An 11,994-nucleotide genomic window follows, 5' to 3' on the forward strand; every position below is an offset into this window, starting at 1 on the left:
CGGAAACTGCTCATTTGTTCGGAAAGTGAGCGGTGCCACGTGATATCCACGTGGCACCGCTGGGGAATCGGCCGATGATCAGGCGTTGGCGGCGTCGACGATGACCTTGGCGACAGCATCGGGCTGGGAGACGGTGAGCGCGTGGGAGGCGCCGGGGATTTCGACAATCGCGCGGGCCTTGGCGCGTTCGGCCATGAACCGGTGCGCGGCGACCGGGATGTTGTAGTCGGCGTCGGGGTAGACGAACCAGGACGGCAGGCTCTTCCAGCTGGGTGCACCGGATTTGCCGTTGAGCGCGCGGTCGTTGAGCGGGCGCTGGGTGCGGGCGTCGAGGGTGGCCTGCGCGTCGGGCACGTCGGCGGCGAACTGCTTCTGGTACTTCTCGGGCTGGATGTAGAGGTCGGTGCTGCCGTCGGCGAGGGTGACCTTGTTCAGGGTTTCGCCGAGGGTACTGCCCGGGAACTTGCCGGACAGCTCGCCGATGGTCTCGCCCTCCTCGGGGGCGAAGGCGGCCACGTAGACCAGGCTCTTGACCTTGGGGTCGTTGATCTGCGAAATGACCTGCCCGCCATAGGAATGCCCGACCAGCACGACCGGCCCGTTGATGGAGGCGACCACACCGCGGACGGCGTCGGCGTCGCCCTGGACGCTGCGCAGCGGGTTGCCCACCGCGATGTTGGTCAGGCCCTGCTGGTTCAGGCGGTCGATGACGCCGTTCCAGCTGGCGGATTCGGCGAAGGCGCCGTGGACCAGGACGATGGTCGGCTTCGCCGGGGTGGGTTCGGCGGAGGCGCAGCCGGAGGTGGCGAGGGTGGCGCTCAGGCCCACGGCGGCGGCGGCGATCTTGGCGGAGTTGGTGATACGCATGACGGATTCCTTTGCTGTGCAGGATTTTTCGTGATGATTTCGGGGGAGGTCAGTTCTTCAGGAACTCGAGCAGGTCCGCTTCGAAGGCGGTCCGGAATTCGCCGTGCAGCCCGTGCGCACCGCCGGGGTAGACGCGCAGGGTCGAGTTCTTGATCAGCTCAGCGGATTTCACCGCCGAGTCGTGCAGCGGGACGATCTGGTCGTCGTCGCCGTGGGCGACCAGCACCGGTACGTCGATGCGCCGCAGATCCTCGGTGAAGTCGGTCTCGGAGAACTGGGTGATGCATTCGTAGGCGGCGCGGACGCCGGCCTGCATGCTCAGCCGCCAGAACGCGCGGCGCATCCCTTCCGAGGCGGCCGCACCGGGCCGGTTGAAGCCGTAGAAGGTTTCGCTCAGATCCCAGTAGAACTGCGAGCGATCGGTGGCGACGCCGGTGCGAATGCCGTCGAACACCTCCATCGGGGTGCCCTCGGGATTGGTCTCCGACTTGACCATGACCGGCGGCACGGCGCCCAGCAGCACCGCCTTGGCGACCCGGCCGCTGCCGTGCCGGCTGAGGTAGCGGGCCACCTCGCCGCCGCCGGTGGAATGTCCGACGAGCACGGCGTCGCGCAGATCGAGCGTCTCGATCAGTTCGGCCAGATCGTCGGCGTAGCGGTCCATGTGATTGCCGTCCCAGGTTTGGGTGGATCGGCCGTGGCCGCGGCGGTCATGGGCAATCGCTCGGTAACCGTGCTCGGCGACCAGGCGGGCCTGGTCGTCCCAGGCGTCGGCGTTGAGCGGCCAGCCGTGGCTGAAGACGACCGGCTGTCCGGTGCCCCAGTCCTTGAAGAAGATCTCGGCGCCGTCTGTGGTGGTGAATGTCGATGTCATGGCTATGAAATTACGAAGTGGGGCACCCCTGCCGAATCAGTCGAACGACTGCATCGGCGACTGCGTCGATGACTGAGTCGCGTTGTCGAACGGCGGCGGTTCTGCCAGGCTTCGGGGATGGGAAGCGAGATTGCGGCGCCGGCGTTCTTCACCAGAGACGTGCTGGCGACCACCCCGACCGGCGGTGGTGGTCTGGTCGGACGCGAGCAATACCTCGCGGCACTGCGGGAACTGCTCGACCGTGCGGCGGACGGAAACGGGTCCGCGCTGGTGCTGCGCGGTGCGGCCGGTATCGGTAAGTCGGCGCTGCTGGCGGCGGTCCGGGACGCCGCGCTGGAACGGAATCTGACGGTCCTGTCGGCGGTCGGTGTGGAGAACGAAGCCGGTTTGTGTTTCGCCGCGCTGCATCAGCTGCTGCATCCCCTGCTACCCGAAGCCGTGAAACTGCCACTGGCACAGCAGCGCACGCTGCGCGCGGCGTTCGGGCAGGAAGAGGGCGGCCCGGATCTGTTCAGTGTGGCGCTGGCCGCCCTGCAGCTGATCGGCGAGGCGGCGGCACAGCAGCCGATCGTGCTGATCATCGACGATCTGCACTGGCTCGACCCGGCCAGCGCCGACGCGCTGAGCTTCCTGGCCCGCCGCATCGGCAAGGACGCGGTCTTCGTTCTGGCCGCTACCCGCGCCGGCCAGGGCGATCCGGCGGACCGGGCCGGACTGCCGGATCTGGTGGTCGAACCGCTTCCCGAGGACGCTGCCGCCGAACTGCTCCAAGCCCAAGCGCCGACGTTGACGACCACCGCGCGCCAGCGACTCCTCGCGCAAGCATCCGGAAATCCCCTGGCGCTGACCGAGCTTCCCCGTGCGCTGCGACACAGCGGCACCGACCGGGTGGGCGAGGATTTCCCGCTCACCGCTCGGCTGGAGGCCGCGTTCGCGGCCCGGTCCGCCGAACTCTGCCCGGCCGCGCGCACACTGCTCGTCGTACTCGCCGCCGATGTCGGCTGCGAGCTGCGCCGGTTGCTGTCCGCGGCCACCGAACTCGCCGGCGCGCCGGTAACCGCCGACCATCTGCAGGACGCCCTCGACATCGGCCTGGTCGAATTGTCCGGCGCGGGAATGCGATTCCGGCATCCGATGATGCGCACGGCCATCTACGCGCGCGCACCGCTGACCCAGCGCCTGGGCGCCCACTCCTGCCTGGCCGCGGCGCTCGCGGATTTCCCGGACAAGCAGCTCTGGCATCGCGCCGCCGCGACCCTCGGCACCGACGACTCCCTGGCCGCGGAGTTGGAGGCGTTCGCCGAACGGTCCCGCCGCCGCGGCGCGATCATGACGGCGGTGAACGCGCTGCACCGCGCGGCCGAACTCGCCGAACGCCCTGAGCGCACCACCACGCTGCTGCTCGGCGCGGCCGAACTGGCCAGCGAGATCGGCGCCCGCCGGGAAGCACAGGACCTCGTGGACCGCGCCAACCCGAGCGCGCTCGGGCCCATCGATCGCGCCCGGCTCGCGACTGTCCAGGAGGTCATCGCCTTCAGCCATTACGACCCGGAGAACCGGATGCTCGAACTGGTCGACATCGCCGGGGACGTGCACCGGGCGGGCAATACCGATCTCGCGGCCGAGCTGTTGTGGCGGGCCGCTTCCCGCTGCTTCTTCCAGGACGCCGCCGCCCCGGCCCGGACAGCGATCGCCGAGCAACTCGACCTCCTCGACCTGCCCGCGCAAGACCCACGCCGCCTCGCCATCGAGGCGTACACGGTGCCGTGGGATCGCGGTCCCGCGGTGCTCGATCAACTCGCCCGGCTGACGCCGGACCGCTCCGACGCCGACACCATGCGCTACCTCGGCTACGCCGCGCTGTTCCTCGGCGACCTCCGGCGTGGTTCCGCCTACATCGACGCCGCCGCCGGAGTGGGCCGCAATCAGGGCCGGTTGGGCCTGCTCGCGGGCATTCTGGGCGCGGGCAACTGGAGCCGCATCTGGCTCGGCGAATGGGATACGGTGCGCGCCGAAACCGAGGAGTCCCGGGCCTTCGCCGCCGAAACCGGCGAGGAGTTCTACGGCGTCGCGGGACGCACCAACCTGGCCATGATCGCCGCCCTGCGCGGGGAAACCGAACTCGCCGAGGATCATCTGCGCGAGATCCATGCCAGCCCGATGGCGGTCGGCATGCGCTGCATCCAGGTCACCGCTCAGCAAACCCGCGGCATGATCCAGCTGCTCGCGGGCCGCGCCGAGGACGCCTTCGCGACACTGCGGCGCGTCTACGACCCGGCCGACCCGGTCAGTCATCCGATGCGGCGCTGGTGGATCGCGGCCGAACTCGCCGACGCCGCCGTCGCGGCCGAAAAGGTCGACGAGGCAAGGCAATTGCTGGCCGAGCTGCCCGCCCTGGCCGGCCGGCTACCGGCGCCCATGCTGCTGGTCGTCGACGAATACAGCCGTGCGGTCCTGGCCGCCGACGACGACGCGGACACCGTCTACGCCGCCGCGCTCACCAGCCACGTCGGCAGCTGGCCGCTCTATCGCGCCCGGCTGCAACTGCACCACGGCCGCCGCCTGCGCCGCCTGCGCCGCATGGCCGAAGCCCGCGAACCCCTGCGCGCCGCCCGCGACGGCTTCGACGCCCTGGGCGCTGCCCCCTGGGCCGAGTCCGCGCGCATCGAATTGCGCGCCGCGGGCGAGGCCAGCACCCGGCGCGCCGCGAACGCCCGTGACCAGCTCACTCCGCAGGAACTCCAGATCGCCACGCTCGCCGCCGAAGGACTCACCAACCGTCAGATCGCCGAGAAGCTCTATCTTTCGCACCGCACCGTCGGCTCGCACCTGTATCGGATCTTCCCGCGTCTGGGCATCACCGGCCGGGTCGAATTGGCCGCGGCCCTGGAGAGTGTCGCCGCCTGACTTCGATTCGAGCAGCACTGGACAGCCGAATGGGCTGGTAAGTGAGCAGCTTCCGCCGTGACCATGGGCTCCTACCCAGAGTGAGGAGTACGAGGCGGTGTCGAACACGGAGATGACGTTGTTGCGGCTTTCGATGCTCGGACCTGTGGAGGTGTGGTTCGGGGACGAGCCGGTGGCGATCCGGCAGCAGAAGCCGCAGACGCTGCTGGCGATGCTGGCCCGGAACGCGGGCCGGGTGGTGTCGATCGACGAGCTGATCGATGGCCTGTGGGGTGTGGACGACAGTCCTGACTCGGCGGTCGGGGCCATCCGGAATTTCGTGTGGTCGGTGCGCCGGCAACTGGCCCGCCACGAAGACCGCGCCGACGCCGTGGTCTCGGTGCGCGGCGGCTACCGCCTGGCGCTGCCGGTCGACACCGATGCCGGTGCCGCCGAAAGACATCGGCACGCGGCGGAAATAGCCCGTGCCGCAGGCAATCTCGCGGGTGCGGGCCGGGAAGCACTGGCCGGACTGGCACTGTGGCGCGGCGACCCGCTGTCCGGGCTGCCGGGACCGTGGGCGGCGGTGGAGCGTGCGCGGCTACGCAGGCTGCGCCGCACCCTGCAGGAGTGCTCCATCGAAATCGACTTGGCGGCAGGCCAATTCGATCGCGCGATCGCGGAGGTCGAGGCTTTGCGGATCATCGATCCGCACTGCGAACGGTTGACGGCGCTGATGATGACGGCCCTGCACGACAGCGGCCGCCGGGCCGAGGCATTGGCGGTCTATCTGGAGGCCAGGCAGCGCCTGGTGACAGATCTGGGCCTGGAGCCGAGCGCCCCGCTGGCCGCACTGCACCAGCGCATCCTGACCGACGATGGCGCGCCGCGCCGCTGCGCAAGCTGCGCCTCCTGACCAGGCAATGGAGCACCACTATGCACGCGATCAACTGGGTCGGGTTCTTCCCGGCCGCGCTGCTCGTCTCACTCATCCCCGGAGCCAGCCAGATCCTCGGCCTGAACAATGCTGTGCGCCACGGCATTCCCGCTGCCCTGGCCGGCGTGGGCGGACGGCTTGCCGCCTTCGTCGTGCTGGTCACGCTGGTGGTGGCCGGCCTCGGCGCGACGCTCGCGGCCTCGGTGACCGCGCTCACGGTGATCAAGTGGGCGGGTGTGGCCTATCTCGCCTGGATCGGCGTCCAGGCCTTACGGCGGGCTTGGCGGCCAGCGCCTGCCGAGGCGGCCGTACCGGCCGCGAGCACGGTCCGGTGGCGGATCGTCGGGAACGAATTCGCCGTCGGGATCAGCAATCCGAAGGCGCTGCTGCTCTTCGCCGCGCTGCTACCGCAGTTCGCCGCCGAATCGGCAGGCGGGTTCGGGACTCAGATCGCGCTGCTCGGTGCGGCTTACGTGGGCATCGAGCTCGTGGTGGGCCTCGGCTATGTCATCGTCGGCGGTCTGATCGGCGCGACCGGCTTCTCGGCCCGGACCTCGCGCCGGATCGATCTCGGTACCGGAGTGTGCTTCCTCGGCCTGGCCGGACTGCTCGCCGCGGACGGCGCCTGACCCGGAAGTGGGCAGCTTCTGGACTGGCGAATGAGCTGTGCCGCCACGGACAGTGGTGACGCACCGGCTCGGAGTGAGCCGGACAAGGCACCACGAGGAGGCCAACATGTCGAATGCGCTCAGCGTTCTCGTCGTCGGCGCGGGGGTCGCGGGGATAGCCGCCGCCACCGCGCTGGATCGCCGCGGATTCTCGGTCGACATCGTCGAGCGACGGACGCAGAGCCCGGCCGGGGCCGGACTTTTCTTGCCGGGCAATGCCGTTCGGGCACTGACAGAGCTCGGCCTCGGTGCCGTCCTGGACGCGGACGCCGCACCGATCCGCACCCAGCGACTACTGGACCATCGGGGTCGCGAGCTCGCCGACATCGACATGGCCCAGCTGTGGCAAGGCGTAGCGCAGCCGGTGGGCATCACCCATGACCGGCTCCGGTCGGCGCTCGTGGACAATCTCGGCCTGACCATCCAGGCGGGTGTCACCGTGCGGGAGTTGACCGAGTCCGAATCCGGTGTGGAGGTTTCGTTCAGCGACGGGAGCAGCGGTCACTACGACGTCGTGGTCGGGGCCGACGGGGTGCACTCCGAGTTGCGGCGCATCGTGAATCCGGATGCGGGCGTGCGCTACGCGGGTCAGATCTGCTGGCGGTTCGTCACCGCCAACACCGCGGGAATCGACAACTGGACCGTGTGGCTCGGACGCGGGACGACATTCCTCGCGGTGCCGGTCGGAAAGGATCGGCTGTACTGCTATGCCGATCTGTCGACGCCTGAACCGGCGGCAGTCGGTGCGCAACTGGCCCAGCACTTTTCCCACTTCGACGATCAGGTCCGCGGCCTGCTCGCGGCGCCGGAGGCAGCCGGGGCCTATGTCTCCGTCATCGAGGAAGCCACCGACCCGACCTGGCGGACCCGGCGCGTCGTACTGATCGGTGACGCCGCGCACGCGAGTTCACCCACTATGGCTCAGGGCGTGGCGATGTCGGTCGAGGACGCCCTCGTGCTGGCCGAATCACTCTGCGGGAGTGGCGAAATCGAGCAGCGGCTGGAGCGGTATCGGCAGCGGCGGCTCCCGCGCACCCAGTGGGTACAGGCGCGGGCGCGGCGGCGCGACAGCACCCGGAGCCTGGCCCCGGCGATTCGTAACACGGTGCTGCGCTTGGCTGCCCCTCGAATCTATGCGCGGGATTACGGACTGCTCCGCGCTCAGCCGTGAGCCACGCCGAACTGTTTGCTACCCAACATCTTTCGAAAAGGAACTCGAATGACTGTCGTCTTCGTCCATGGCGTCCCGGAAACCGCCGCCCTGTGGGACAGCCTGCGCAACCACCTCGACGGCGACAGCATGGCACTGTCGCTGCCCGGCTTCGCGAGCGCCAGACCGGAATCGTTCGCCGCCACCAAGGATGCGTACGCGGACTGGCTGGCCGCCGAACTGCGCCGAATTCCCGGCCCCATCGACCTGGTCGGCCACGACTGGGGCGCCCTGCTGACCTACCGCATCGTCACGAAATACGATGTCCCACTCCGGAGTTGGGTTGCCGACGGAGCAGCCATCATGCACCCGGACTACCGCTGGCACGAGCTGGCGCAAACCTGGCAGACCAGTGGCGCCGGCGAGGAATTCGTGCGGCAAGCGACCGATATCGACACCCGCATGGGCAGCTCCATCCTCGATCTCTACCGTTCCGCCACCCCCAATCCCTACCGCGACTGGGGGCCCGACCTGAAGCGCTCCACCGCGCCCGGACTCGTCATCACGCCGCTGCAGGACCCCTACGACGACTACCAACCGGCCGCCGAGGTTGCCCGGCAGCTCGCGGCGAACCATTACCTGATGCCGGACGCGGGCCACTGGTGGATGGTCGAGCGCCCGGCGGCGGCAGCCGAAGCGCTGCAAGACTTCTGGACCTCACTGTTTCCCGGCCACGGACCTCAGCTTTCCTGGTGAATCCGCAACCTCACTGGCCGTTCAATTCGTGATGCCAGAGCAATTCACTCATCCGCTCCACGGCGGTGCCGAGATGGCGGCGGTAGGTGCTGAACGGCAATCCCAGCAGCTCCGCCGCCACTTCCTGGGTGGGCGCGCCCTTGAAATAGGCGACACTGACCGCCCGATGCAACTTCTCGCCACCACGCTCGGTCAGCAGTGCCTGCGCCGCGTCCGCGAGCACCTCGGTCAGCGACTTCCCGCTCTCTTTCACCAGGCGACTGCGATTGAGCGGATTGTCGCCCAGCGCAACGGGTCTGCGCAGCGTGCGCAGTGCGTCGCGGATGGCCGCGTCGAACTCGGGACGAGACAGCACCACCAGCTCCGCGGGTCCGCGCACCGGCCCATCGGCCATGGAGGCGCCTGCGAGCATGGCGGCGGACTTCTCCGCCAGCCACGGGCCGGGTGGTTGCGTGCGCCAGTCGTGGGCGAACAGCGCGTAGCGATGGGCGCCGACAGCGGGCGGAGAGTCGATGGGCAGCATGTTGATATCGCCGAGATGCCCGTCCCAATAGCCGTCGTCACGCATGACGACGAACGACCAAGCGAGCCGTTCACCACGAACCATCTCGCCGGTGGCACGCCACTGAGCGAGGGTGGTGGCCGCCGCGGGCCGCTGATAGGCGGTGCCATCGATGGTGAAGCGAGCCAAGGCCAGGTACTCCCCCGACCGCAACGGCCCGTTGGCCCGCGCGTACCGCCACGCCGCCGCGACTACCGGATCCACTTCCAGCCCAACGGGGTCGGCGATTTCGAGCCAGGCGGAGAACGCGCAGAGCTCGCCGGTCTGCGTGGATAGGTAGGCGCGGAAGGCCTGGGGCTGATGGTCCAGCCAGAATGCCGCGATCGCGGCCGATTCCGCTCCTTCGTGCCGGCGCACCAGCTCCAGCACCTGCTCGCGCTGCGACTCGACGTACGGATGATCTTCGACGAGCCCCACGTCACGCCAGACATTGAATTCCGAGATCTGCCGGTCGGTGCGATACAGGAAGATCAGCGCACCGGTCGCCTGCAGCAGCTGTGACTCCGGCACCGAACGCAGTTGCGCCAGCTGCACTTCCCGCATCTGGTGATGCATCTCGGCGAACCCCTCCGGGTCCCGCCACTTCAGATCGGCCTCCAGCGCCTCCCGCACCACGTCATGCGGAAACAGCCCCGCGCCGGTGGATTCGATGAACGGCTGCACCCGCAGCCACGCGAACAACTCGGCCGCCCGGACGCCGAATACCGCGCGCAGCAGCGACTCCGAGGTGACATAGGCGTGTGCGCACACCTCGAGCGCCCGGCTGTGCTCGGAACTGGGTGTGTTGCCGATCAATTGGCGCAACAGTGTCGCGATCGTGTCTTGGCTCGGACGCCAATCCCCCTTTGGCGCACCATCTTTCACCGCCACCACCGCCGCCAATGCCAGCGCCAGCGGATTGCCGCCGGTGAATTCGAGCACGGCCTGCTGCACACTGGCCGGCACGTGCCGGGCGTGCAGAAACTCCGCGGCCTCTTCCGGTGCGAGATTCCGCAGCGCGGTGACCCGCAGCAGATCCACCCACCCGGGGTCGGACGTCCACAACAGATCCGGCTCGGCCCGCCCGGCGACCGCCACCACCGCCCCGACCGGCAACTGCGGCAGAAACCGCTCCCACAGCCAGCCTTCCAGCCCCTGGCACTTTTCGAAGGTGTCGACCAGCAGCACGACCCCGGGCTGGTGCAAAGCGGTCCCCGCCGCCGCCAGGAACCCCTCTGGCGTGGGAACCACTGTCCGGCCGTCGATTTCGACCACGGGACGACCGGCGCGCTGCGCCAGCCCGGCGAATACCCGCAGCAACGTCGACTTCCCGATGCCGCCCGGCCCGTGCAAGTAGTGCACGGGACGGGCCTCGGACTCCCCGTCGAGTGCCGCGGCGAACCAGTCGAGTTCGGCGCGCCTGCCGACGAACGCCCGGTCTCGCCCGGCGGCCAAGGTATGCGCCAGCCTCGATGGTGTTGGCGTGGTGTCTGTGGGCATGCCACGAATGTACGAGGCGCCACTGAGCGCTGAATCAGTCAAATGACTGTGATGGCTTGCGCTCTACTATGCTGTAGCACAGTACCGCAAGCGGTCAGGCCTGCTACACGGCCCATTCCGAGGTGTTCACGACTGCCACGGGCACCGTGAAGGCGTTCGCGGGCACGGTTGATTCGGATGCCGAGCGGTTGAAATCGGCGATCGCGCTCTACCGGGTGATGGACGCCGAGAACGCCGAGGAACTGATGCTCCAGAACAGCAACATGCTCGATTTCCTCAGCACTCACCTCACCCGCACCAAGGGTGATAAACACGCAGGCGATCAGGCCGACCAGATCGCCAAGCTACGTGGCCTGGTCGCCGATATCCGCAACGGCAATGTGGTGGTCGGTGGTGACTTCAATGCCGAGGCCGGCGGCGACAGCCCGTCTGCGCAGGAGATCCGGAACTTCGACCTGGATGGTTTCGACACCAAGGCAGGCACCATCCACGACGGTCCCGGCGGGCAACCGAAGGGCACCTCGGAACAGCACTATCCGATCGACCATGTGCTGCCGCGCGGCGTCGGTTCCACCCCGGCCGAACGCTGGGATCGCGGCGAATCCGACCACGACGGTCAGCGGGTGGATGTGACAATGCCCGCTTGGTAATACTCAACGATCGACGGTGACCCGGACCCGCGTGGAGGATCGTCCCTCGTCGCCGTCCCCGAGATCGGCCACGGTGGGATCGCCCGCAGTCAGGCCACTGCCGGTTCGTACGGCAACCGCGTTACCGAATTCGCTCGAGAACCCCGAATTCGTCCACTGCCCCTTCATCGAGGCCGGCCCGAAGTGCACCACCCAATTGCCGTCGGCATCCTGCTTGTCGAGTGCCACCTGCAACAACTGCGCTCCGTCGCCGAACATTTCCTGCAGTGTCGCCACGTCGACCTTGCCGTCGATAAGACGCTGTGCCAACTCGCCCATGTCGTGGATCTGGTGCCCTTGCCCCCAGAGCTTGTTGCCGCCGCCGCCCTGCTGGACGTTCCAGTTGAGCGTGCGCAATGTCCGCCGCGACCAAGTGCTCTCGAAAGCCTTGAACTTTGCCATGGCCGACTTGAATTCCCCGGCCTCGACATTCAGCTTCGTGTCGACCCGCCCGCGAATCTCGTTGTACGACTTGACCAATTTGTCGACCAGCTCGATCTGATCCTCCTCACCGTCCTCGGGATTCAGCTCGACTGCCCCGCCGGCCCCGTACTCGGTCATCGGCACTTTGCCTTTGAGCTTCGCCTTCTCGTTTTCCAACTGCCCCTGGTTGAACCGCAGCGTATGGATACACGCCCCGACCGCCGCAGCGGCCTTACCGGCCAGGTCGGCGCACTCGTCCAGGTCCGCGACCAGCTTCCCCCGGTGGCTGTTGTATCGAGTGGCCGCGGGTCCACTCCACCCCTCTCCGACCACGCTGTTGGCCGCGTTGTTGATTGTGTCCGCCGCCCAGGTCAACTTCTCCTTCTGAGCTTTCCAGGCGGACTCGAAAGAGCCGAGTTTCGCCAGATCCGCATCGAGGTCGTACACGACGGTGAGTGCCATGGAGTTATCCTGCGCACCAAGGGAATACGGCGCAAGCCGGGAAATCTATTGGCCCCCGCGTGACGAATTCCGCCACGCTTATCCGTCAGGCATCAAGACGGTGGACACGATCCGCCTGGTCCGTCCCGGCGCGGGCTCGTTGCTGGAGAACCGGGCCGGCAATTCGGTGCCGATTAGGGGTGCGCTGGCTACCCCGAGCCCTCCGAGCTGCTCCAAATGTTCTCGTAGCCTTTGGTTGTCA

Annotated in this window: 10 protein-coding genes; 6 read left to right on the forward strand and 4 right to left on the reverse strand. The window is 68.2% G+C overall.

The window, feature by feature from the left end; genetic code table 11:
• Positions 1-78 precede the first annotated feature (78 nt).
• Together IBX22_RS09760 and IBX22_RS09765 are read right to left on the reverse strand one after the other, a co-directional pair.
• Entirely contained in the window at positions 79-867 is a 789-nt protein-coding gene (locus IBX22_RS09760) for an alpha/beta fold hydrolase (RefSeq protein WP_194814969.1), read from the reverse strand.
• A gap of 49 nt (positions 868-916) precedes the next feature.
• Positions 917-1,741, reverse strand: a complete 825-nt coding sequence (locus IBX22_RS09765) for an alpha/beta fold hydrolase (protein WP_194814970.1) — start codon at positions 1,739-1,741, stop codon at positions 917-919.
• Between the two features lie 117 nt (positions 1,742-1,858).
• Here IBX22_RS09765 and IBX22_RS09770 point away from each other — a divergent pair, with 117 nt between their 5' ends.
• The 5 genes from IBX22_RS09770 to IBX22_RS09790 all read left to right on the forward strand — a co-directional run bounded on the left by IBX22_RS09770 (position 1,859) and on the right by IBX22_RS09790 (position 8,138).
• Positions 1,859-4,648 carry a BREX system ATP-binding domain-containing protein gene (locus IBX22_RS09770; protein WP_194814971.1) on the forward strand — a complete coding sequence of 930 codons (2,790 nt, stop codon included), beginning with the start codon at positions 1,859-1,861 and terminating at the stop codon, positions 4,646-4,648.
• Between the two features lie 97 nt (positions 4,649-4,745).
• On the forward strand, positions 4,746-5,543 hold the full coding sequence (locus IBX22_RS09775) for an AfsR/SARP family transcriptional regulator (protein WP_194814972.1): 798 nt from the start codon (positions 4,746-4,748) through the stop codon (positions 5,541-5,543).
• Between the two features lie 20 nt (positions 5,544-5,563).
• The gene (locus tag IBX22_RS09780) at positions 5,564-6,193 is read left to right on the forward strand and encodes a LysE family translocator (RefSeq protein WP_194814973.1); all 630 of its coding nucleotides are present in this window, start codon (positions 5,564-5,566) and stop codon (positions 6,191-6,193) included.
• Between the two features lie 106 nt (positions 6,194-6,299).
• Complete coding sequence (locus IBX22_RS09785) at positions 6,300-7,403, forward strand: FAD-dependent monooxygenase (protein ID WP_194814974.1); 1,104 nt, start codon at positions 6,300-6,302, stop codon at positions 7,401-7,403.
• A gap of 48 nt (positions 7,404-7,451) precedes the next feature.
• On the forward strand, positions 7,452-8,138 hold the full coding sequence (locus IBX22_RS09790) for an alpha/beta fold hydrolase (protein WP_194814975.1): 687 nt from the start codon (positions 7,452-7,454) through the stop codon (positions 8,136-8,138).
• Between the two features lie 10 nt (positions 8,139-8,148).
• Here the strand turns inward: IBX22_RS09790 and IBX22_RS09795 are convergent, their stop codons facing one another.
• Positions 8,149-10,179 (reverse strand): ATP-binding protein, encoded by a 2,031-nt coding sequence (locus tag IBX22_RS09795; protein ID WP_194814976.1) that lies wholly within the window; start codon positions 10,177-10,179, stop codon positions 8,149-8,151.
• 122 nt (positions 10,180-10,301) lie between these two features.
• On the opposite strand from IBX22_RS09795, the gene IBX22_RS09800 reads away from it, so the two are divergent.
• On the forward strand, positions 10,302-10,829 hold the full coding sequence (locus IBX22_RS09800) for an endonuclease/exonuclease/phosphatase family protein (RefSeq protein WP_194814977.1): 528 nt from the start codon (positions 10,302-10,304) through the stop codon (positions 10,827-10,829).
• A gap of 3 nt (positions 10,830-10,832) precedes the next feature.
• Here the strand turns inward: IBX22_RS09800 and IBX22_RS09805 are convergent, their stop codons facing one another.
• Complete coding sequence (locus IBX22_RS09805; protein WP_194814978.1) at positions 10,833-11,753, reverse strand: hypothetical protein; 921 nt, start codon at positions 11,751-11,753, stop codon at positions 10,833-10,835.
• Positions 11,754-11,994 lie beyond the last annotated feature (241 nt).

The organism is Nocardia sp. XZ_19_385 (genome assembly GCF_015355755.1).
Taxonomy (GTDB): Bacteria; Actinomycetota; Actinomycetes; order Mycobacteriales; family Mycobacteriaceae; genus Nocardia.

What these genes read in the sequence shown, in the direction of transcription:
- IBX22_RS09760 (WP_194814969.1), bottom strand. Translation starts at nt 867, where the DNA reads ATGCGTATCACCAACTCCGCCAAGATCGCCGCCGCCGCCGTGGGCCTG.
- IBX22_RS09765 (WP_194814970.1), bottom strand. Translation starts at nt 1,741, where the DNA reads ATGACATCGACATTCACCACCACAGACGGCGCCGAGATCTTCTTCAAG.
- IBX22_RS09770 (WP_194814971.1), top strand. Translation starts at nt 1,859, where the DNA reads ATGGGAAGCGAGATTGCGGCGCCGGCGTTCTTCACCAGAGACGTGCTG.
- IBX22_RS09780 (WP_194814973.1), top strand. Translation starts at nt 5,564, where the DNA reads ATGCACGCGATCAACTGGGTCGGGTTCTTCCCGGCCGCGCTGCTCGTC.
- IBX22_RS09785 (WP_194814974.1), top strand. Translation starts at nt 6,300, where the DNA reads ATGTCGAATGCGCTCAGCGTTCTCGTCGTCGGCGCGGGGGTCGCGGGG.
- IBX22_RS09790 (WP_194814975.1), top strand. Translation starts at nt 7,452, where the DNA reads ATGACTGTCGTCTTCGTCCATGGCGTCCCGGAAACCGCCGCCCTGTGG.
- IBX22_RS09795 (WP_194814976.1), bottom strand. Translation starts at nt 10,179, where the DNA reads ATGCCCACAGACACCACGCCAACACCATCGAGGCTGGCGCATACCTTG.
- IBX22_RS09805 (WP_194814978.1), bottom strand. Translation starts at nt 11,753, where the DNA reads ATGGCACTCACCGTCGTGTACGACCTCGATGCGGATCTGGCGAAACTC.